22 protein-coding genes are annotated in these 22,486 nt (G+C 52.3%); 5 read left to right on the top strand and 17 right to left on the bottom strand.

The annotated features are described in order from the left end of the window. Positions 1-15: 15 nt before the first annotated feature. Both B9D94_RS30145 and B9D94_RS30140 read right to left on the bottom strand, forming a co-directional pair. The gene (locus B9D94_RS30145) at positions 16-366 is read right to left on the bottom strand and encodes a DUF3243 domain-containing protein (RefSeq protein ID WP_006206996.1); all 351 of its coding nucleotides are present in this window, start codon (positions 364-366) and stop codon (positions 16-18) included. Positions 367-460: 94 nt separating this feature from the next. Continuing rightward, the gene (locus tag B9D94_RS30140; protein WP_006206997.1) at positions 461-2,140 is read right to left on the bottom strand and encodes a DEAD/DEAH box helicase; all 1,680 of its coding nucleotides are present in this window, start codon (positions 2,138-2,140) and stop codon (positions 461-463) included. A gap of 204 nt (positions 2,141-2,344) precedes the next feature. On the opposite strand from B9D94_RS30140, the gene B9D94_RS30135 reads away from it, so the two are divergent. Continuing rightward, positions 2,345-2,914 (top strand): hypothetical protein, encoded by a 570-nt coding sequence (locus tag B9D94_RS30135; RefSeq protein ID WP_006206998.1) that lies wholly within the window; start codon positions 2,345-2,347, stop codon positions 2,912-2,914. A gap of 1 nt (position 2,915) precedes the next feature. On the opposite strand, the gene B9D94_RS30130 is transcribed toward B9D94_RS30135, so the two are convergent. From B9D94_RS30130 to B9D94_RS30080, 11 genes are all read right to left on the bottom strand, one after another. Next, the gene (locus B9D94_RS30130) at positions 2,916-4,586 is read right to left on the bottom strand and encodes an ABC1 kinase family protein (protein ID WP_006206999.1); all 1,671 of its coding nucleotides are present in this window, start codon (positions 4,584-4,586) and stop codon (positions 2,916-2,918) included. Next, on the bottom strand, positions 4,587-4,904 hold the full coding sequence (locus tag B9D94_RS30125; protein WP_006207000.1) for a phasin family protein: 318 nt from the start codon (positions 4,902-4,904) through the stop codon (positions 4,587-4,589). It lies immediately after the preceding gene. 260 nt (positions 4,905-5,164) lie between these two features. Continuing rightward, on the bottom strand, positions 5,165-5,788 hold the full coding sequence (locus tag B9D94_RS30120) for a PepSY domain-containing protein (protein WP_148248638.1): 624 nt from the start codon (positions 5,786-5,788) through the stop codon (positions 5,165-5,167). Positions 5,789-5,907: 119 nt separating this feature from the next. Further along, positions 5,908-6,552 carry a PepSY domain-containing protein gene (locus B9D94_RS30115; protein ID WP_148248637.1) on the bottom strand — a complete coding sequence of 215 codons (645 nt, stop codon included), beginning with the start codon at positions 6,550-6,552 and terminating at the stop codon, positions 5,908-5,910. Between the two features lie 82 nt (positions 6,553-6,634). Then, positions 6,635-7,987, bottom strand: coding sequence for a sensor histidine kinase (locus B9D94_RS30110; RefSeq protein WP_148248636.1), 1,353 nt, complete (start codon positions 7,985-7,987; stop codon positions 6,635-6,637). After that, positions 7,984-8,682 carry a response regulator transcription factor gene (locus tag B9D94_RS30105; protein WP_063478040.1) on the bottom strand — a complete coding sequence of 233 codons (699 nt, stop codon included), beginning with the start codon at positions 8,680-8,682 and terminating at the stop codon, positions 7,984-7,986. Before B9D94_RS30105 ends, B9D94_RS30110 begins: the two co-directional genes overlap by 4 nt. A 35-nt stretch (positions 8,683-8,717) precedes the next feature. After that, on the bottom strand, positions 8,718-9,356 hold the full coding sequence (locus tag B9D94_RS30100) for a ThuA domain-containing protein (RefSeq protein WP_006207003.1): 639 nt from the start codon (positions 9,354-9,356) through the stop codon (positions 8,718-8,720). Positions 9,357-9,463: 107 nt separating this feature from the next. Next, positions 9,464-10,279, bottom strand: coding sequence for a uroporphyrinogen-III synthase (locus B9D94_RS30095; RefSeq protein ID WP_063478041.1), 816 nt, complete (start codon positions 10,277-10,279; stop codon positions 9,464-9,466). Between the two features lie 387 nt (positions 10,280-10,666). Next, complete coding sequence (locus B9D94_RS30090; RefSeq protein WP_006207005.1) at positions 10,667-12,127, bottom strand: catalase; 1,461 nt, start codon at positions 12,125-12,127, stop codon at positions 10,667-10,669. A gap of 176 nt (positions 12,128-12,303) precedes the next feature. Further along, complete coding sequence (locus B9D94_RS30085; RefSeq protein WP_006207006.1) at positions 12,304-13,122, bottom strand: winged helix-turn-helix domain-containing protein; 819 nt, start codon at positions 13,120-13,122, stop codon at positions 12,304-12,306. Further along, on the bottom strand, positions 13,098-13,493 hold the full coding sequence (locus tag B9D94_RS30080; protein WP_036640081.1) for a Fur family transcriptional regulator: 396 nt from the start codon (positions 13,491-13,493) through the stop codon (positions 13,098-13,100). Before B9D94_RS30080 ends, B9D94_RS30085 begins: the two co-directional genes overlap by 25 nt. A gap of 200 nt (positions 13,494-13,693) precedes the next feature. On the opposite strand from B9D94_RS30080, the gene B9D94_RS30075 reads away from it, so the two are divergent. The 4 genes from B9D94_RS30075 (at position 13,694) to B9D94_RS30060 (ending at position 17,845) form a co-directional block, all read left to right on the top strand. Further along, complete coding sequence (locus B9D94_RS30075) at positions 13,694-14,704, top strand: D-alanyl-D-alanine carboxypeptidase family protein (protein WP_006207009.1); 1,011 nt, start codon at positions 13,694-13,696, stop codon at positions 14,702-14,704. Positions 14,705-14,832: 128 nt separating this feature from the next. Beyond that, complete coding sequence (locus B9D94_RS30070) at positions 14,833-15,528, top strand: response regulator transcription factor (protein ID WP_006207010.1); 696 nt, start codon at positions 14,833-14,835, stop codon at positions 15,526-15,528. After that, positions 15,521-16,624: a sensor histidine kinase gene (locus B9D94_RS30065; RefSeq protein WP_063478047.1), complete on the top strand. Its 1,104-nt coding sequence runs from the start codon at positions 15,521-15,523 to the stop codon at positions 16,622-16,624. The genes B9D94_RS30070 and B9D94_RS30065 overlap by 8 nt, the downstream gene beginning before the upstream one ends. Before the next feature lie 108 nt (positions 16,625-16,732). Further along, positions 16,733-17,845, top strand: a complete 1,113-nt coding sequence (locus tag B9D94_RS30060; RefSeq protein WP_006207012.1) for a GGDEF domain-containing protein — start codon at positions 16,733-16,735, stop codon at positions 17,843-17,845. Here B9D94_RS30060 and B9D94_RS30055 read toward each other — a convergent pair. The 4 genes from B9D94_RS30055 to B9D94_RS30040 all read right to left on the bottom strand — a co-directional run bounded on the left by B9D94_RS30055 (position 17,842) and on the right by B9D94_RS30040 (position 22,456). After that, positions 17,842-18,792: an aldo/keto reductase family protein gene (locus B9D94_RS30055; RefSeq protein WP_006207013.1), complete on the bottom strand. Its 951-nt coding sequence runs from the start codon at positions 18,790-18,792 to the stop codon at positions 17,842-17,844. The two genes, B9D94_RS30060 and B9D94_RS30055, sit on opposite strands and share 4 nt — an antisense overlap. 79 nt (positions 18,793-18,871) lie before the next feature. After that, positions 18,872-19,987, bottom strand: coding sequence for a Ger(x)C family spore germination protein (locus B9D94_RS30050; RefSeq protein WP_063478048.1), 1,116 nt, complete (start codon positions 19,985-19,987; stop codon positions 18,872-18,874). Further along, entirely contained in the window at positions 19,984-21,093 is a 1,110-nt protein-coding gene (locus tag B9D94_RS30045) for a GerAB/ArcD/ProY family transporter (RefSeq protein ID WP_148248635.1), read from the bottom strand. The genes B9D94_RS30050 and B9D94_RS30045 overlap by 4 nt, the downstream gene beginning before the upstream one ends. Then, positions 21,086-22,456 (bottom strand): spore germination protein, encoded by a 1,371-nt coding sequence (locus B9D94_RS30040; protein WP_006207016.1) that lies wholly within the window; start codon positions 22,454-22,456, stop codon positions 21,086-21,088. Before B9D94_RS30040 ends, B9D94_RS30045 begins: the two co-directional genes overlap by 8 nt. Positions 22,457-22,486 lie beyond the last annotated feature (30 nt).

The raw sequence follows: 22,486 nt of genomic DNA, 5'->3' as shown, positions 1-22,486 counted from the left end.
GTTTCATTCTTCGCCTTACTGAGCCGTACGGTTCTGAGCCAGTTTAACAAGCAGATGAGCCAGCTGATGCTGCTCCGCTTGTGTACCAACCTTCCATAATTCCTGAAGAAGCTTCTCCTCGGAATTACGGGGCTCCTCATTTGCCGCCAGGTAACCTGCTACCTTCTCTGCGGCCTGAGCGAGCTGCTCTTCATTCAAACCGATGCTCTCAGCAAGCTGAATTCGCTTGTTCAAATAGGATTGGAAGGCATCAAAGTCAGCCAGAATCCGCTCCTTATCCCCATCGTCAATTCGGTCCAGCGCATGGTCAACCTTACTCACATCCAGCTCACCATTCTTATTCACAACATGATTATGTTCAGACATGATAACGCCTCCTTGTCTTCGACTAGGTAACGCTCTGTACTTAACCGTGCTCACCCGAATTGAAACAGGTTTCTCCTAAAAATTCCCTCAGTACTTAACGCCCGCCGCGCCGTCCGCCGCCTTGGCCTCTTGCACCGTGGCCTTCGGAATTACGAGTACCGCCTTGACCACCGCGACTGTTCTGACTCCCCCGGCTTTCGGTCCTGGATTGCCCGCGTCCGCTGCTGCTGCCGCGCACTCCGGCCTGTGACGGCCCACGGCCTTCGCCTGCGCGACCTTCACGGCTGCTGCCGCCACGTCCACCAGCCTGTGACGGTCCTCGGCCTTCGCCTGCGCGACCCCCGCGGCTGCTGCTGCCACGTTCACCAGCCAGTGACGGTCCTCGGCCTTCGCCTGCGCGACCCTCGCGGCTGCTGACCCGGCCAGTTCCACGCTCATCCCGGCGTGACGACTCGCCTCTTCCCCGGCTCTGCTCGCCGCGCGCGCTTCCAGAATGGTTACCCCGGCTCCGCCCGGAGCCCGTCCCACGATCCGCACGGCCTCTGCCTTGTCCACGTTCATTATCGGATTCGAGTGAGGAGACACTTCTTGTGTTTCTCGGTCTGCCTGCATCCCTGCCTGAATCGCCAGTGCTTTCCCGAAGGCTGCCAGCACCAGAGTCATAACGCACACGCTTTAAACGCAGGGAAATTCCTTCTTCAATTCGCTGCAGGTCATTAAGGTCCTTGCCAGCCGCGAAGGTGATCGCCATTCCGTTACCCCCGGCCCGTCCGGTCCGTCCGATGCGATGGATGTAACTCTCGACATCATGAGGCATGTCGTAGTTAAATACATGCGTAACGCCTTCCACGTCAAGCCCCCTGGCAGCAACGTCCGTTGCCACCAGCAGCTGCAGCTTGGCATCCCGGAATCGCTTCATCACCGCTTCCCGCTTCGCCTGGGACAGGTCCCCGTGCAGCTCGTCCGACTGGTAGCCATGGGCCAGCAGCGCATCATTCAAGATACTCGCTCTGCGCTTCGTCCGGCAGAAGATAATCGCCAGGAACGGGTTATACTGCTCAATCATCGTACGCAAGGCATCCTGCTTCGAGCGGTCCGTACACTCGACCACTACCTGCTGAATCTGCTCCAGCGGAATCGGGGAGGCTCCTTTAATGACTATATCAACCGGTTGATTCATATAGTTTCCAGCCAGCTGCTTCACCCCGGCAGGCATCGTGGCAGAGAAGAGCATCGTCTGACGCCGATATGGAAGTGCGTGAATCAGCGCCTCCACATCATCCAGGAAGCCCATATGCAGCATCTGATCGGCTTCATCCAGCACCAGCTGTTTGACACCGCCCAGCTCCAGCGTGCCGCGGCGTAAATGATCCAGCAGACGTCCAGGTGTGCCAATGATCAGGTGGCGCCCGCCCTCAAGCTTGCGCAGCTGCTTCTCCACGTCCTGCCCGCCATATACCGCCAGAATCTTAATGCCATCCGGCTCTCCGGCTGTGAGCTTCTTGGCTTCTTCCGTAATTTGCAATGCCAGCTCCCGCGTTGGCGCAATAATGAGCGCCTGCGGATACGCCCGCTTGGGATCGATCTGCTGCAGAATCGGCAGCATGAAAGCCAGCGTCTTCCCGGTGCCGGTGCGTGCCCGGGCGATAACATCTTTTCCATCGATCAGCAGCGGGATGCTCTCTTGTTGCACCGGAGTCGGCACCGTAATTCCCTGCTCCTTCAGTTTCCTTACTCTTTGTTCGTCAATACCCAGTTGTTGAAAGTTCGGCAAACGTTCCACCTCATTTAATTTTTTAGCATCTGTTGCGTTTATCTTCTATACTGGTTTGGCTGGATATCACGCATAACCTGCATTAGTCCCAACAAAATGTCCTTCGGAATCGTTCTAGTTGTAAAGAAACTGACAAACGTCCCTGACTTTGGTAATGTCAACATATAGATATCCAGTTTACACTAAGCGAGGAGGTGCTCCGAAATGAACAACGTACAGCTCATCCTGACAGCACTCATCCTGCTGATCCTGTTCGGCCTTATCAATCTGATGATCAATTACATATCGCGGCGTGACGGGGAGCCCCATGTTCCCTTCCGTAAGAAGCTGTGGGTTATCCCACTGTTGTCAGCCTTCATTATTATACCGCTTGAGCTCTTCGCTATGTTATATGCGGGGTGGTTCCCATTGCCCGACCCAGCGGGATCCGGCGACACCCTTGCCTTCGACAGCAATGGCGTATTGCTGGGCTTCTCGCTCATCGTTCTGATCGGATTCCTGATCTTCGAGAGCCTTATTCACCCATTGGTCATCGCCTTGCTGCGGCTGCTCCTTCGCAAGGACGCCTCCATCTATATCAAGCAAGCCGTTACGATTGCATTCGATACGGTTCTGCTATACATCGTGTCCCTGCTGATACCGGCCATTCCGATCGGAGGCTGGCTGCAATCGCTGTTCATTGCGCTGTTCTTCCACCTGATTGAGTGGATCCTGATCGGGGTCCAAACCTGGGTGCAGCAGCGCAAGCGAGCCAGAGCCGAATCTGCCGGCTAGGCTAGAACCTCCCGGATTTGAATATCGCATACAGCAGCCATGCGACCATGAGCAGGGCTACAATGAATCCGACTTCGATTACCGGGAAGCTCCACAGCATCATCGGCTCCCGACTGAGTGACGAACCGATAATCAAGCCAACCATAATAATGCTGAAAGCGAGAAGTACAATGCTGAAAGACAGCCGGTTACTGATCTGATCCAGCTTGCGCATCAGCGCTTGCAGCTCCGGAACGCTGATCTCCACCCGCAGCTTCCCTTTGCTGATCAGAGCCGACAGCTGTCTGGCCTGTCCAGGCAGATCAAGCAAACTCTCCGCAAGACCCGCTACCCCATCCAGCACCTTCCTGCCGATTCGGCGGGTATTATACCGCTTCTTCAATAGCTTTCGTCCAAAAGGCTCCGCCATATCGATAATGCTGAGATTCGGATCCAGCATCTCGATGACCCCTTCAAGCGTCAGCAATGATTTGCCCAGAAGTGTCAGATCCGGAGGCAGCATAATCTGATGGCGCTGAGCTACGGCAAACAAATCCGTCAGCGCCTTGCCGATACGCACTTGGGAGAATGGAACATCATAATATTCTCCCCGCAGCCGGTCCATATCGGACCGCAGGGAGTCCATATCACAATCCTCCGGGATCAAACCCATTCTGGAAATTGCCCGGATCATCCCTTCCGAGTTCCGCCGCATCAGCGCAATAATGAGTCCGGACAGATGATCCCTCATACTCTCACTGAGCTGTCCGACCAGCCCGAAATCCAGAAAAACCAGCTTCCCGTCCTCTCGGACGAGCAGATTCCCGGGATGAGGGTCCGCATGAAAGAACCCTTCAAGAAAAATCTGCTGCAGCATGCCGTCAATCAGATGCTCCGCGATAGCCTTCAGATCATGTCCCTTGGCTACAATCTCCTGCCGCCGGCTTAACGTAAGACCCTCCGCATACTCCATCATCAGCACCTTGGATGACGTGTACTCCCAATAAATCCGCGGAATGCGGATAAATTCATGCTCCGTCATCTGCGATGCAACCTTCTCTGCATTTCGGGCCTCATGGCTGTAATCCAGCTCTGCCATCATGGCTCTGGCAAATTCGTCAACAATCCGGTCCACCCGGTACAGCTTGACCCATTCCCAGTGACGCTCGGCAATCGAGATTAAATCCCGTAATATCTCCAAGTCACGGCCGATCATTCGGGCTACGCCCGGCCGCTGAACTTTGATCGCTACCCATTCTCCAGACTTCAGCCTCCCGGCATGAACCTGCCCAATCGAGGCAGCAGCCAGCGGCTTCTCTTCAAACTCACTCAATACGTCGTCAATCGGCATTCCCCATTCTTGCTCAATCAGCTCCCGCGCGCTGGCAGAAGAAAAAGGAGGAACCCGCTCCTGCAGCTTGACCAATTCCTGGATAATATGGTCTGGCAGCAGGTCGGATCTTGTACTCGCCAGTTGGCCAAGCTTCACAAATGCCGGCCCAAGATCCTCAAGCACCCGCCGGATGCGTTCCCCTAAGGTGATGGTCTCCGGCTGCTCCCTGGAACTCCAGCGGACCGGCAGCGACAGGACATGAAACAGTCCCATCTCCTCCACCATATAGCCAAAGCCATGACGCATGAGCGCCATGGCGATTTCCCGGTAACGTCCGGCATGTCGGATTCGGACCGCCATCTATTCCTGCTGCGATCCTTCCAGTTCTACGACCTTCTTCTCCAGAGCGGCAATGCGCTGTTCCAGGCTGGCGACATCACTCTCTTTAGGTACGTCCAGCTCGGACAATACACGCTGCACCTGTTCATAAATATACGTCTTGATCTGCGACTGCTCTTCTTCGCCGCGTTCCACGAGACGGTTCACAAGTGCCTTGGACTCCGCAGGAGCAAGCTCCCCGCGTTTAACCAAATCATCCACGACTTTCTCTACTTTTTCCTTGCTGACTACGGTAAGGCCCAATCCTAACGAGATTGCTTTTTTAAAAAGATCACTCAAGGTATATCCCTCCCGGTCGTTGTCTGGTTCCATTATAACCTGTAATGCTGGCAAAAACATCTATCCTTGGACTTGCCTTCATAAGTATAGAGAAGCTTCCTTATCAATTTCCCCTGATTTCACTCTAAATATGAGGGCATCTTGGTTTCAGATGAACAGAACGACCATTCAGGTGCCATCATGAAAAAAGCGAACAGGCGGGGGAAACCATACCCCCGCCTGTTCGTTTATGCATCTATTCCGTGAGGATGAAAAACGGCTTAGTCGTCATCACGATCGTTATCGTTATCGTCACGATCATCATCATGATCCCGGTCATGGTGGTCGTCATGCTTCTCATTCTCTGCCTTGATCACTTTGCCGCTGACGGCATGAACTTCTACCTCAGACGACCCTTTGGCTGTCTTGACTTCAACGTCATACACCCATTTTCCATCATCTTGGTCCAAATCCACTTCCACAGCAGTCCCGCCCTTAACATGTTGGACTGCAATAGCAGAAGCCTTGCCGGCACCAATCAGATTGGCGGGAATGTTGTCGCGGTCATTATCATCATCGTCCTGGTCTACCCGAACACCGAGGGATTTGCCTGTGTAGGCATCAATCCATACATCCACATCCCGGTTTTTCTGCTGGATCTCCACATCATAGACCAGCTTGCCTTTTTTGCGATCGATATCAATGCTCTCCACTTTACCGCTGGCAGCGGCCAGTGCCAACTGCTCTGCCTTCTCCATACCGATCAGCTGCTGCTTCGCTGCCGCCTGGGTTTTCGCTGCCGGGGCCTTTTCTGATCCTGCCGCCTGCACAGCGTTATAACCGTATACTCCACTTGCCGCGATTGCCACGGACAGCGCACCTGCCCACAATGTTCCTTTTTTCATATCTTACGCCTCCTCTATACTCTCTTGGTTATCTCTACAAACCTAATATAAACGTTCAAAATGAGAGCACTCCGAGAGAAAGATTAGAAAACGATGATAAAATGTGAAATACCCTCTCATTATTCATCGTCATCATCGTCGTCCCATGTAATCGTCATAATTTCGCCTGTAATCGCATGGACTTGAATGGTTGCTTCCCGTCCATCTTCCCGCTCAATCTCCACCAGATAGTAACGGCTGCTCTTGCTCTCGCGATACTCCACGTCTTCAACCGTTCCCGCTACCTTCCCTAAGGAGAGTTTGGTCGCCTGTTCTTTGGTAATCATCGTTTTAGGCGGCTCGGGGTTGTTGATCCCTGTACCGTTTCCGCTTTCGCCGCCTGTTGTTCCCTCCCCACCGTTCTCTCCCGGCTTGGGGGGGTTATCATGATCCGGTGGCTGCACGGGGTCAACCGGCTCCGGCTCCGGCTTCGGCTTCACTTCCGCTTGGTCCAGTGGTTTGATGGACACGATGTCCCCGTTACGGGCATCCACTGTCAGCTCGTACTTTCCGGTGTTCGATTGAAGCTCCATCCGGTACATCTCACCTTCCAGGGATGCTTTTATAATTTCACCGCCCTGGTATTGCTCCAATACCCCACGAACGGCTTCAGCCTGTGACATGGCCTCCGTCGAACGGCTGAACGGACTCCAGACCGCATTCACAATGATCATAACAGCCACAACGAGAACGACACCCAGCAGCAAACTGACTTTTTTACGCATCTAATCACCTCGGACACATTCGTCTTTTCCGTCAGTATAGCGCAGTTTGGTTAGAATTTGATGAGAAAAGGGTGCTTTTCTTCTATTGGGAGGCCCTCATGCGAATCGTGGCTGTTGTGCCCACGCCAGGCAGGCTGTCCAGCTCCACAACGGCAGAGATGGCTGCTGCGATATCCTTCGCTAGGGACAAGCCGAGCCCCGCCCCTCCGCCGCGGCGGCCGCGGGCCTCGTCCACCCGGTAGAAGCGGTCAAACACATGCTCCAGCTCGTCTTTGGTTATTCCGATTCCGCGGTCGATAACCCGGATATAGGCCTCGGATGATTGGTTTCCAATCTCGATGATCATATGCTCGTCACTGTATTTACGCGCATTATCCAGCAGAATGAATAAGAGCTGCTTCAGCCTGCGGCTGTCTGTCCAGCCGAGAACCTCACCATCGGCTTTAATCTCCACCGTGCGATTGTAGGCATCGCGAAAAGCACGCGCCGAGGACTCCGACAATGCAACAAGATCCACCTGCTCCATCTCAACTTGCCACTGCTCCTGATTGCGGGCAAGCAGCAGCAGCTGCTCCGTCATTTCCTTCATTCGAATGGCCTCAGAGTGAATCGCTTCGACCGACTCCATGAACAATTCGGGCCGATCCATTCCACGACGCTTCAACAAGCTTGCGTAACTCTCAATAATGGTCAGAGGTGTCTTCAGCTCATGGGAAGCGTTGGATACAAATTGCTCCTGCTTGGCGTGATTGCTCTCCAGCAGCGTAATCATGTCGTTAAACGCAGCGCCCATCTCAACCAGCTCGTCCTTGGATTTCTCCTTCAGCTCGATTCGCCGGAAGCGGCCGCTTTGACGAATATCCTGCATCGTATGGGTCAAGCCGGTGATCGGCTGCATGATCAATCTCCCCAGCACCCGCGTAGAAACCACGATCGGGACAAGCCCTATGGCGGTTACAGCCACCAGTACGATTCGGAGTGCCTGCAGCGTCTCCATCGTTGCGGCCAAGCTGCGGGAAATTTGGATGTTGTAAACAGCCCCGTCACTCCAAATCACCGGCATGGAAACCATCACGTAACGCATGCCTTCATACGAAATCTGCTTTACCTGCTTATTGGTGTTATACGGCAGCTTGAGCCCTTCCATCTCCTCGCCGGAGGAGGTCACAAACGGAGATTTGACCTTGCTGTCCGCCGGGACGAATTGAATCTTCCCGTCAGCTGGTACATAGCTTCGCAGCAAATCACCGACGGGAATGGCAGCGGCTGAATGTGCCATGCCCCGGGCTATGCTGGACGCCTCAACCTCCGCCTGTTTCAGCTGGCTGTCCAGCGACATTTTGCTGAACACATAATAGATGCATAAATTCATGACAATCAGGATGACAGCCATCAGCACCGACGAATAGAGGTGGATTTTGCTGCTCAGCTTCATGGGGTATCTTTCAGCACATAGCCGACACCGCGAACGGTGTGAATCAGCTCCGGCTTGCCGTCCTGATCGATTTTTTTGCGGACATAGCGTATGTATACATCAACGACGTTGGTATCGCCGTAGTAATCATATCCCCATACGGCGGCAAGAATCTGCTCGCGATTCAGCACCTGCCGTTTGTTCTTCAGCAAGTATACGAGCAGGTCGAATTCGCGCGGCGTCAGATCCATTCTTCGTTCATCGCGAATGACTTCACGCGTGCCTTCATTCAATTTCAGGTCCGCAGCCGTAAGCCACTCCCCGTCTGACTGCTCTGCCGAATGCTGGGCCCCCTGAAGCCGCAATGCCGCACGAATCCGCGCCAGCAGCTCTTCGATCTGAAACGGCTTCGTAATATAATCGTTGGCTCCAAGATCAAGCCCTGACACTTTATCCTCAACAGAGCTCTTGGCAGTCAGCAGCAGCACGGCCGTGTACGTATCATGCGCACGAATCCGGCGAAGCAGCTCGATCCCGCTCATCCCCGGCAGCATGACGTCCAGCAATATCAAATCCACGTCCTGACTGCGGTAAGCCTCCAGCGCATCCAGTCCGTTATCCGCCTTGGTCACTTGATAACCTTCACTCTCCAGCTCGATTTCAAGCAAGCGGGATATTTTCACTTCATCCTCTACAATTAAAATCTTCCCGCTCACGCGCGTCCCTCCCACCGATATCCTCACGAAATCATTTAACCTGGAACACGTGCAGCCCACTTCGCTGCCTGCGTGATCATGAGCCGCAGCTGTGGCTGGAGAAAGGACGGCTCATGGTGACCCGGCATCAGGAATACCACGCGTCCGATGCCATACGTATGACACCAGGCAGCAGGCCACTGCTTCCCTTCGAATTCATAATGCAGCAGCACCGTTTTCTCGGTGAAGGGATCAAATATGAAGCGGTAAGGCTCCTCATCCAGCACAAAAGGCTCCATGCCTTCCGTAATATCGTGTTCGGTCTCCCCGGGGACAAAATACAGCTTCTCCATTGGCGGGTGTCCGTCAAACCGGGCGCCGATCAGCTGGGCCAGCTCATACCGGTTAGCCAGCGTCACCCCGTTATGAATGACAAGCAATCCACCGCCTCCGCTTACATAGGACAGCAAGCCGGCGGTCTGCCGGGGGGAGACGCGCTCGTCCCACAAATCGCTGTAGGCGATGCATAACTCATAAGGGTACAGATTGCTCTCATGAAGCATTTTATGATTTTCCGTGCACTGCACGGTGAACATATCATTCAGCAGATGCGTCATTTGTTTATCGATGCCTTGCAGCGGATGAAACTTCGGGTGGGTATAGCTGCCGAGCAGCAATGCTTTTTTCTTATCCATTGGTCATCCTCCTATTACTACTCCATATTTCACATGATCCTCCGAAAACATGCATCAGAAGCCGGAATGGAAGCTAATCTTGCCAGCTCCCATTCTATATCATGACATTATTCTTGATTTTGAGCAAAGTAGCGGCCAAGCGTCACCATCATGCTGCCCATCCGCTCCTCCTCCGGAACCACCATGCGTTCAATGCCTTCCTCACGCAGCCCCTGGGCTGTAACCTTCCCTACAGCCGCTGCCAGGACAGGTCCGCGGAATGCCTCCAGCACCGCCTCCAGCTTGCCATGGGCACGGGCATAATCAGCTAAAAAACGAAACTGGGGTGCACTGGTAAAAGCAACGGCATGGACCTTGCCACCGATGATTTCATCGACAAGCTGCGAAATGTCTTCCTCAAGCGGTGGAATATGCTGATACGGCAGAATCTGCTCAACCGCCGCGCCGCGGCCTTCGAGCCACTCCACCAGCTTGGGCGCCGACTCGCCATGAAGCTGCAGAATGACACGCTTGCCTGTGAAATCATGCGGCTCGAGTGACCGGATGAGACCGGCCGTACTGCCGTCATCATCTCTGACAACGGGCGCGAGACCGCGTTTTTTAAGCGCATTTGCGGTTTTGTACCCTCTTGCCGCAATGAAGGTGTGCTGCATCGTTTCATTCAATGTATCCATAAGGCCCATCTGTTCTGCCATATCATAAATGGCCTCCAGGCCGATTCCTGTCGTAAAGATCGCCCACGGCGCAGGCGCCTTGAGCCAAGCCCCGATAGAGCTGCGCAGCACTTCATCATCCAAAAACACAGTTCCCTGCGCCGGACGAAGCAGTGCGGTTCCTCCCATCTTCTCCACCAGCTTGGCCATGTCTGCCGCTTTACGCGGGCCGGCCAAGGCTACGATCCGATCCTTCATATGCTGTGCCATCTTATATGCCTCGCTCTCTTAAATTCTTGCCTGTGCATCCGTTAATTTAGTACAGCTTATAGTATCTAGTATTGACTCCAGTATAAAGGCCCTGACCCTATAGATAAAGCCACTTTGGTCTTATTCTTCCAAATCTCCCTTTACTAAACCTGCGACCATAACGAAAGGAACCCAAGACCCATGTCATAGAATGCAGCCGGTGTATGAAGCCGGCCATCATCCTGTACGTGTTCATTCAGAACGTAAATTGGAATGGATTCAAATAGAGGGGTACCCATTGTAACACGGGTACCCCTCTTGGCTGGTGATCTCGGATCACCGTTTATATAAAGGCCTCCACCCTGCACAGCGGGAACAAGATGGAGGCTCCTATCGGTTGTTCTTGCCTTACTTCTGCTGACTGCCCGGGATAAATCCGCTCAGGTCCACGCCGAGTCCTGCCGCGAGTTTCGCGCCATATTCGGCGTCTGCACGGTAGAAGTTGCATACGGCTCGCAGCTGGATATCGGATTTGACCTGGCTCAGGTCGTCAATCAGATTGCGAAGTAAATGGTCCTTCTGCTGCTGCGTAAACGAACGGTACAATTCACCGGCTTGCGTGAAATCATCCGTTTTCTCGATGCGCTGACGAACAACGCTCCCCGTCAATGGAGCTTCGCTCTCGCGGACCGACGGGTCTTCCACAGGACCCGTTGTATAACTGTTCGGCTCATAATTGACCGGTGACGGATCCTGCTTCACGTTCATGAAGCCGTCGCGCTGATGATTACGCACAGGTGCGTACGGGCAGTTGATCGGAAGCTGCAAATAATTCGGTCCCAGTCGATGACGCTGCGTATCCGGGTAAGAGAACAAGCGGCCTTGCAGCAATTTATCCTCGGATGGCTCAATACCCGGCACCAAAGCGCTTGGAGAGAAAGCGGCCTGCTCTACCTCGGCAAAGTAGTTCTGCGGGTTGCGGTTTAGTGTCATCGTACCTACGGTGATGAATGGGAAGCGATCCTCCGGCCAGGTCTTGGTAGGATCCAGCGCATCAAAGGACAAATCGTCCATCTCATCGGGGGACATCAGCTGCACCTGCAGGCGCCACTTCGGAAAATCACCATTTTCGATATGTTCGCGCAGATCACGGGTGGCATGATTGAAGTCCTTGCCCTGCACCTCACCCGCTTGATCCACATCCAGCGTTCTTACCCCTTGCACGGATTCCCACTTATATTTGATGTACGTTACTTTGCCTTCACCATTGACCCACTTGAAGGAATGCACACCAAAGCCGTCAAGCTCGCGATAATTTGCCGGTGTACCATGATCCGAGAACAGCCAAGTCATCATATGCGTGGATTCCGGTGACAGCGTCATGAAATCCCAGTAGCGGCCGGCCTCTTGAATATTGCTCTCGGGCGAAGGTTTCAGGGAATGCACCATATCCGGGAATTTAATGGCGTCCCGGATAAAGAAGACCGGGAGGTGATTGCCCACAATGTCGTAGTTTCCTTCTTCCGTGTAGAACTTCACGGCAAAACCGCGTGGATCACGAGCGGTCTCCGGTGATCCTGTTCCATGGATAACCGTTGAGAAACGCACAAGGACAGGTGTTTCCTGACCAATTTCCTGCAGGAATGCAGCTCTGGTATAAGCCTTCATATCATTCTCGACCACAAACACGCCGTGCGCCCCTGCACCGCGAGCGTGAACGACACGCTCCGGAATCCGTTCACGGTCGAAATGGGCGATTTTTTCGATCAGATGATAATCCTCAAGCAGCGTCGGTCCGCGGCGGCCAGCCGTTTTCGAATTTTGGTTATCTCCTACAGGAGCCCCTTGGTTGGTTGTTAATCTGTCCATGTATGAACCTCCATCATCTCTATAATTGATTTTAGACTGAATCTAAATTTATGAGATGATTGTATCATCGGAGAATCCAGCAGATCATGATTGTCGCATGAGTGTTATATGATCCTTATATGAAGTTCAGATGAACGCTGGAAAAGACCGTGAAGGCACGCAAAAAAAAGAGGGGATTAATCCGCCAGGCGGTATCCCACTCCTCTAACTGTTGCAATATAGCGCGGGGCTCCCGCATTGTCGCTCAGCTTTTTACGCAAGCTTTTGATATGGACATCCACCACATTGCTGCCGCCCATAAAGTCCGTATCCCAAATCTTGCACATCAGATCCTCACGCGTGCAGACGGCCCCTTCGCTGTCCAGCATCAGCATCAGCAAATGATACTCTGTCTTGGTCAAGTGAATGGGGGTGCTTCCGCGGTGAATGGTCATTTTATCCCGATCAATCGATAAGTCCTTGTACACCAAACCGCGTACAGCTTCCTCTTCTCCAGGCAAACCCGCAGCGGGTGAGAACAATCGAATCGTCCGCTGTACCTGATACATCATCGTATCCTTGGAGCGGGCAGGCCATACCATAAGCTCTTCATCGAGCAGGCTTGAGCCTGCATTGCTCATCAGCTCCTCGCCCACGAGGTACAGAATCGGAATGGAGGATCGTTCGGGAAGCAGAAGCTCCTTCTCCTTGTTGAATGCCGCCATATTCCGGCAGCCCGTCATATCGGCAATGATCAGTCCTGTATTCAGAGCCGATTGCAGGCGCGGTTCCCATTTTCGGAACATCATCACCTCAAAGCAGTTGTCCGTCAGCGTAATGAACATTTCATGAACCCGCCCTGGAGAACGGCTCAATAACGCGGCCCGCAGCGTTGTAGGACAAGCATCGCCAATCGCCATAGCGGCCGTCGGACGAACAAACAGATTGCCGGATTTCCATTCCGGAAACGGATAGACCGTTCCCGGCTCCATCATTTCTTCCGTTTGATTTGGCATTCTGGACACACCCCCCCGAATACGACGTGAGCATGATGGATCACATAGCTGGTTTCGCCAGCCACGGTAGCCGCCCAATCCTCCGGCACCTCCGTCATGACTTCGTCGACTTTTCCGCATACTTCACAAATAATGTGCTGGTGTTCGTCTGTACGGGCATCGTATCGGCTTGCGCTCTCCCCAAGCTTCAACTCTCGGATCAGCTGTTTATCCGTCAGATAACGCAGGGAATTATAAACGGTCCCGTATGCAAGATTATATCCTTTCTCCACCAGTCGGTTCATGATATCCGCAGCTGTCGGATGATCATGCGATTCCCGAAGGACATCGTATACTGCTTGGCGTTGTGTCGTCAGATTTAAAGATCTCAAGGTATTCACCCTTTTAATTTATTTTTAGATCAAGTATAAATCTTATTTATTTCAAGGTCAATATCCGCCGCTGAAAATGCCGCTGGTAATCTTTAAGATTTCTTTAGATTCCGTTAAAAATTCCTTTAGCTTGTATGGATAGACTAGAAACATAGATGTTAATGCAAATAACAGCCAGTTAAAGGAGTCGATATACAGCCATGGAATCCGTTGCCAAGCATCCCTATAAACCTTCATCCACATCCGAACCACCCCGGCAGGAAACAAACAGACGGCAGAGCAACCGGGCAAAACGCCGCAATGGACGCGCCCGTCTCAGTCTGCTGCTTCTGTTGTTTGTCGTTATTCTTATGGCGGTGTACATAACAAGGGTAATTATTCCCCCTTCCATTAAAGCCAGCTCAGCCATCCTGATTCATGCCGAGACGGGCCGGGTGCTCTATGCCCAGCATGCCGATCTTCCACTTCCCCCTGCAAGCATGTCCAAAATGATGACCGAGCTGCTGGTGCTTGATGCTGTCCGTTCCGGACAGCATGCTTGGGACGAGGAGGTATCCATCAGTCGTTACGCTGCAGGAGTGCCGGGTTCGGGTATTGGCATGGTCGAAGGGGAGTCTTACACCCTGACACAATTGTTCCAGGCGCTCATTATTCATTCAGCCAATGATGCCGCGGTGGCCATTGCCGAACATCTAAAAGGGTCGGAGACACAGTTTGTGAAGGAAATGAATGCCCGGGCGAAGGAAATCGGTCTTTCCGACCGTACCGTATTTGCCAATGCTTCGGGGCTGCCTGCTGCCGATCTGGCTTCGTTTGCGGAAGCGGCCACCGAAGGAGAGACCATCATGACCGCCAGAGACTCGGCCATGCTGGCCCGCTGGATCATGAATAAACACCCTGATCTGCTTGAAGTCACCAGCCAACGGGATTTTCCGCTGCCGCAGAAGGACCTTACCCTGCATACCACCAATCTTATGCTGCCAGGCGAAGCGCACGGCTATGTGGGCAATGACGGCTTCAAGACCGGTTATACGAGCTCAGCCGGCTATTGTTTTACCGGTACCGCAGCGCGGGGAGGGAATCGGTTGATCTCTGTCGTGATGGGAACCGAGAGCACGGATCAGCGGTTCACGGAAACCCGGAAGCTGATGAATTACGGCTTCGAGCGTCAAGGCATGTTTTCGAATCTCCTATCCCTCCTTTTTAATTAAATGGCCCTTGACTCATATCCAACCTAAAGACGCATCGGAGTGAAATCTAAGCTGTGCGGGCTTATTTTAGGGTACACTGTTTATTAGGAAAGTTTAGACTTTAATGGGTGATTTAATGGAGGATACCGATGAGAAGTGTATTGATTGTAGACGATGATAAAGAAATATCCGGGCTGATCTCCATCTATCTGGAGAATGAAGGATACCGCGTTATTCAGGCCCATGACGGGGAAGAAGCGCTGCTGGCCATGGCAACGAACGAAGGCACGGTGGACCTCGTCATCCTGGATGTCATGATGCCCAGGCTGAACGGAATCGACACCTGCCGCAGGATTCGGGAAACCTCATCCATCCCTATCCTGATGCTGAGCGCCAAGAGCGAGGATATGGATAAGATCCTGGGGCTGATGACGGGCGCCGATGACTATATGATTAAACCCTTCAATCCGCTGGAACTGACCACACGTGTCAAAACACTGCTGCGGCGTTCCACGCAGTACAATACTGAGCTTCAGCAGGGACACACCGACCGCATCCAGATTGACGGACTCGATATCAACCGGACCACACATGAAGTCACCGCCAATGGCAGATCGGTATCCCTGACGGCAAGGGAATTTGAGATCCTGTACTTGCTGGCCCGTCAACCAGGAAGAATCTTCAGCGCCGAGGATATATTTCAGCAGGTCTGGAAGGAGAAATACTACGTATCCAACAACACGGTCATGGTTCACATCAGCAACCTGCGGGACAAGCTTGAGAAGGAGCTCGGTTACAAGCTGATCCAAACCGTATGGGGCGTCGGGTACAAAATCCATGCGTAAGCTGCAGTGGAAAATCATCATGCTGTTCTTGGTCAGCGGAGGCCTCACCCTGATCATGTTGTTTATCGCTCAGCAGATCATACGATTGATCGGGCGGGATTATTGGCGGGAACCAATGGTAGCCGCTCTCTTTAGTGTGGATCGTCTCCTGGAGAATTTCTTCGGGTTTCCGATTGTTGCAACGATGGTTGGCATTGTACTGTTTATCTGCATTGTACTGCTCCTTAGTCAAGGGACCATTCGTCAAATTAACCAGCTAATGGAGGGAACGAAACGGTTGGCAAAGGGAGAACTGGACCAGGAAATCCTCATCAGATCGAATGACGAGCTGGGCCAAATGGCCAAGCAAATCAATCAAATGGCCAAGCAGCTCAAACTATCACTGGCAGAAGAACGCATGGCGGTACAGTCCAAGAACGAGCTCATCAGCAACGTCTCCCATGATCTGCGCACCCCGCTCACTTCCATCATCGGGTACTTGCGACTGGTGAAAGAGGATCGTTACAAGGATGAAGTCGAACTCCGTTATTACACCGATATCGCCTACGATAAATCGCTGCGTCTGGGCGGTCTCGTCAGCGATTTGTTTGAATACACCCGCATGGGCTATTCTCCGATCAATCGGGTCGATATTAACTTGGTGGAGCTGCTCGGGCAATTGGCCGTGGATTTTTCATTAACGGGACAGCATGAGAAGGTGCAGGTGGTATTCACGCCCGCTACGGAGAAAATCATGATCTCCTCGGACGGGGATAAACTGATGCGTACCTTCGAGAACCTGCTGTCCAATGCAGTGCGGCATGGGCGGGATGCCGGAAGGGTGGATTTGAAAGTATCCCGGGAACCGAAGGTTGCTATCGTGCAGGTGATCAATTATGGCCCTCCGATCCCTCAGCATGCCATCCCCCACCTGTTCGAGCGATTCTACCGGGCCGACGAATCGCGCACGGATCAAACCGGCGGCTCAGGACTGGGTTTAGCCATCGTGAAAACCATCGTCGACGCCCATCACGGCACGATTCAGGTAACCAGCAGCACGGAACTTACAATGTTCGAAGTCCGACTGCCGCTACAGGCTCCTGAAATTAACAAATAAAACAATTAATATTCGACATACAATTCCATTTTCCGATAAAATAGGGATGAATGTCCTCATCGCCTTGCACTGCTGGTGCAAGCACGTGAAAGGAATGAATCCCTTCTCATGACTAATATCCTGTTCACCAACTTTTGTATATTCGTAACCTTTTTATATTTATCCGGACTGCTGTCCAAAAAATATGTGGCCGGCGTTGTGACTCCCTCCACTACCGTGAAGATCAATGCCGGATTGCTCTTTGGCATCTACGGGATCATTCTGATGTACTATTCTTTTCCGATTGATCCCAGGTTTTTTGCCGATTTGCGGCATTTGGCTATCGTGGTGATTGCCAGCTACTTGGGCTGGCTTCCGTCGTTGATAGCAGGCGTTCTGATTGCACTCGGACGGATGATCCTGTTCGGCATGTCCGCTTCCTCTGCCATTGCGGGTGCCGGCATGCTGCTGATCGGCATGATCTGCGGAACCCTGTCTCGCACGCGTTGGGACCGGTTGACCAAAATGATGATCATGAGTGTATCCAGCATGCTGGTGCTCCTGTTTATTATGTGGATGAATATTCAGAACCACCAAAAAGTGTTTGCCGTCTTTACGCAGCATCTGATTATATCGGTGCTTGCCACCGTTGTCATCTACATGCTGACCGAGTATATCCATACCTCCAATAAATTGTTTCTGCAAATGAAAAAAAACGCGGAGACCGATCATCTGACCAGCCTGCACAATTTGCGCCAGTTTGAGCAGCTGTTGTCCGAGCGCTTTCTCGAAGCCCAGCATTTCAGCGAACGGCTGGGCGTTCTGGTCGTGGACATCGACCATTTCAAAAAAATAAACGACACCTACGGCCACGCGGCCGGAGATGTCGTTTTGCAGCAGCTCAGCAAAGTGCTGAGGGAGCATTCCCGTTCTTTTGACGAAGTGTCCCGCAACGGCGGGGAAGAATTCTCGGTGCTCGTTCCGGAAGCAACCATCGACGAAACGGCTGCGATTGCCGAACGGATCCGGGCCGCAGTAGAACGCCATGTATTCGTCCTTGAAGACGGGACCAGGCTGCGGATCACCGTGTCGATCGGAGCCGCCGTTCATCCGGATACGGTCCGGTCGAAGGATGCCAAGGAGCTGCTCCAGCAAGCGGACCATGAGCTTTACCGCGCCAAGAACAGCGGGCGCAACCGCGTATGCTCCGCCGTAGAAATCAATGACCTGGTCCTCTCTTAGCCTTGATCCGCCTTCAATACCTCTTCGATGACAGACAGCGTATCCGGCGACAGCTTGATGCCGGAAGCCTTCACGTTCTCTTCGACCTGCTCCGGGCGGCTTGCGCCGACAAGCGCACTGGATACGTTGTCCTGACGCAAAATCCAGGCCAGGGCCAATTGGCCGACGGTGATGCCCAGCTCGTCAGCTATGCGCCCGAGCGCCTGCACCTTTTGGAGGCGGTCTTCACTCATTTTGATTCGATCCGCTCCGATCTTGGATGCACGGCTGTTATCCGGCACTTCTTCCCTCGAGGCATACTTGCCCGTCAACAGTCCCTGCGCAAGGGGAGAATAGACCACCTGGCCAATCCCTTTCTTCTCGCCAAGCGGAATGACCTCCTCCTCAATCTTACGCTCAAACATATTATACAGCGGCTGATTCACCACGATGCGGTCCAGCAGATATCGGTCCGCAACAGCCAATGCCGCCTCCATTTGGGCAGCTGTCCACATACTGACTCCTACATAGAGCACCTTGCCTTGCCGAACGAGGTCATCCAGCGCGCGCAGCGTTTCTTCAAGCGGTGTCTCTTCATGGTATCGGTGGCAATAATAAATATCGACATAATCGGTTCCGAGCCGTTTCAGACTCGCATCACATTGCTCCTTAATATGTTTGCGGGAAAGCCCCTGATCATTCGGTCCGTCCCCCATCTTGCCGAATACTTTTGTTGCCAGCACATAGGATTCCCTTGGGAATGCCCTCAAGGTTTCACCTACAACCACCTCGGCTGCCCCTTGGGCATACACATTTGCCGTATCAAAAAAGTTGACGCCGAGCCCATACGCCGTCTGAATCGACTTGACTGCATTCTCCCGTTCCACATATCCTCCGTACGTCAGCCAGCTCCCGAGACTGATATCGCTGACCTTCAGCCCGCTTCCGCCCAATCTTCTAAATTCCATATGTGAAACCTCCTTATACAAGATAGATGCTTCCCCATTATTGTAACATCTTCCTGTACGATGGATAGAGTAACCCTGTCTACTGCTTATAACCGGTAGATTTGATTCTTAATTTTACGGAAACATTAAACTTGATATGAGGATAGATCGCCGCCCATTCCTCCATTTCGGTTTTATTATTCCAATGCGTACCCCCGTACCGAAGACCGAAGCCAAGTGGATCCCGGCCTGTTTTTCGGATTTTTTCCAGCACATCGGTTATCGCTTTAGAGAGCTCCTTATTGTATATCCCCTCGATTTTTTTTACTTCTTCCGGTGTCAATAGCTTGATATCCTCCTTCTCCTCCAGCGTGGCTTGAATGCGAACCCGAAAATGGATCGCTTCTTGCCCCTTCGGGCTGGTTACGATCTTATAGCTTGCCCGCGTCCTGTCCGTGTTGACCTCAATCAATTCCCCGTCAACGCGGGTGCCAAAGTTGGTGCTTAGATTCCGAAGATCGAGCAGGTTGAACAGACGGGTCTCATCCTTCGTGAGAATTACCTTAACCTTGGACTTATCCATCAGGGCAACCTTATTGATATTCAAAACATTCTTCTCGCCTACCTCAACGACAGGCATGACAGGATCCTCCCCTACCTCGGTCATTCGGCGGGCAAGATCAAAGGAATAGGTCCTCGTAATAAAAGGGGACTCCGTGCCATCCTCGCTCAGCGCCAGAAAAATAGCGTTACCGGCAATCCGTTCGGTTGGCGGCTCTGCCCTGAGCACCTCCTCCGCCGTCGGGATCGCAACCGCCGGATACATCAGAAGCTGCATGTCCCTCCGGCGGACCGTCCAGTCCTCAATTTTGCTAATATCCCGGCGGGCATAGGCTTCACCGTACATTACGCCTTTGCAATGTCCAAAATCGAGCTCTTTGTCCACTTTGGATTTGACTTGACGAATCGCCTCTGCGATGCTGTCGGACTCCTCGGTAATGAGAAGCGACTTCTCCTCGCCGGTTTTCGGGTCACCCGAAGGGATCGAAATCTTGAAGCTGAAGTTATACAGATCGGGACTTTTCTCCGACACGTCAACACCGATGGATACCACAAAGAGGCGAAGGTCGATATCCCGAAACTCACATCCCGAGAGTGTAAGTGTAAGCATCGAGCAGCACAACACCCAGACCAGCCGACGTTTCAGCATGTTCATGCCCGCTTCCTCCTCCTTCTCCACACGGCGTAGAATAACAGGGCAATTAACAGGAATTCTCCCGCAAACCGAACATCGAGGAAGACAATGGCCATATCATTCAAAGAGTATTGATTGATGGCCATTGAGGATGCAAGGATGATCACGCAAAAAGCAGCAAGCACCCACCATTCCACCTTCCGCTTCTTACGAATGGACTCCGGTTTATCGGACTTCAGCCGAAATCCGCCCAGAATCAATTCCTTGCCCACATGCCAGTGGACAATGGAATTGACGAGGGAAAGGCACATATAGACCACATAGAACACGTAAATCATCCGTTCAATGATGAAGTAGCGGATGCGAAGCGAGTCTACGGTGGAGAAAGCAGGATACACATGCTCCCCTGCTCCCGCTGCTCCAAGCAGTCCGATCGGCGCAAAAATGGATACCGCCAGCGTTAGAATACTTACGATGACGATGGACCAGATATGCTTTACCCTGAACTTGTGGAAGATCCGATTGAAAACCACCATATTGATATATCCGGTATAAATGTAGGTCGCGGCTGCAACCGTCCGGTAATTGGGTATGTCCCACAGATGCGTAATGATCTGCCTGACCGCATCCCAGCTGTAGTAGGGATTACTAAAAACACGCCAAGCCATATACATAATGATCGGAACGGTCATATAAAGGATCATTTCCAGGGCATACAGGATCGACTCCGAATCCAGCCTTGCACTAAGTGCCACGACAACCAGAAACCCAATCAGCACGATAATGGGCGACACATCCGGGCTTACATACCGGTTGGTAATATCCACAAAACTGACCAGCGTAATGACGCTGGAGAAATACCACCCTAATCCGTACAGAACCAGAAGCACGCCGGATATCCATGCAGGCATCACGGAATTGAAAATTTCCGGCAGTCCTTCGCCAGGAAATTTCTGGATTAGCTTGGTGAAAGTATATAGCAGCAAGGATCCGATAGGGATCGCTATCAGAATGGATATCAAGGCACCGTCAAATCGGTCCTGAATCAGGATCCTGGGCACATAGTTAATCAGGTTGATGGTCGCATTGAGCAGGAAGAGGTAATAAAAATATTTATTTCTAACCACTCTGCTGATCCCCCTTATTGCTCCACTCCACCGCAAACATCTTCAGATAAGGCTTGCCGAACGACCGCAGGCTGGTTAAGTACATAATCGTTGCAACGACACCCAGCACAATGCCTACCAGCCCGAAAAAGGTAGCCAGGAGAATGAATATGTACTTGGTCACGCGGATGCCGGAACTCATCATGTTGATCGGAATAACAAAGTTCGTAACCGCCACTGCAGCCACCAAAATAATCATGATATTGCTGACGAGCCCTGCTTCTGTAGCCGCTGTACCCAGTATGAGTCCACCGACCACGCAGGCGGTCTGGCCTATCGCCTTCGGCAGCCGGACACTTGCCTCCGTCAGAAACTCCATCGCCAGAAGCATAAAGATTACTTCGAAGAAGGAGGGATACGGGACGGTGGCCCGGCTGCCCGCAATGAGCAGTGTAATCTGCATTTTGAGTATTTCGGGATTGTAGGAGGTAAAAGCCACATACAGGCTCGGCATGAGGACCGTCACAAACAATGCGATGTACCGGATTCCCTTGAGGAACCATCCGATAGGGGGCAGCTGGATTTTGTCATCCATGGCTGTAAAGAAATCGTTGAAGATCGCCGGAAGCAGAATTGCGTACCCCGTCGAGTCAACAAGGACGGCTACTTTTCCCTGGGAAATATTCATGACCGTCCGGTCCGGCCGCTCGGTCAACATTAACGTTGGGAACAGTCTTAGCTGAGGGTGCATCGTATGCCGCTCAATCTCGGATGCAGACTGGACAATATCTGATTTGAGTTCGGAAAGACGCTTCCTTAATTCCTCCAAAACCGACTCATCGGCTTTGGTCACATCATAGAGGATGATAATCCGGGTCTGGGATATTTTCCCTACCGTCATAAACTCCGATTTCAGATTGGCCGTTTGGTAACGATGGCGTATTAAATTCAAATTCACTTCAATATTCTCGGTAAAGGAGTCATCCGGCCCTTGAATGACATTCTCCGTGCTGGCAGGCTGAATATCGCCTGCATTGATCAACACGGCATCAAACAGGAGCACCCGATCCTGAATGAATACCACGACGCAGCCCCGAAGCATATTGCGCATGAGCTCCGATTCCTCTGCTGGCTCAATCGTTGAAGGGAAGGATCGAATGAATTCTTCGTAAATCTTCAGAGAGTTCAATTCATAAAACCGGTTAATCAGGTCCTCATTCACCACAACGGGATCGCACATGCTCTTGAAATAAAGCAATAACGCGTGATCCTCCTGATTCTTAAGCTCCCGCTCCTCGATATCCCCGACCTTATGGAGCTGCTTCTGCAGCCATTGTTTAGCGTGTGAGGCATTTAGATGTGTCTTATGTGTCTCGCTGCTCATGATAATTCCCCTCGTTTTTCATAGAATTCC

Source organism: Paenibacillus sp. Cedars (genome assembly GCF_003184205.1).
GTDB lineage: Bacteria > Bacillota > Bacilli > Paenibacillales > Paenibacillaceae > Paenibacillus_AQ > Paenibacillus_AQ glucanolyticus.
Note: the sequence above shows the minus strand (reverse complement) of the source record. Positions and strands in the feature narration are given on the sequence as shown.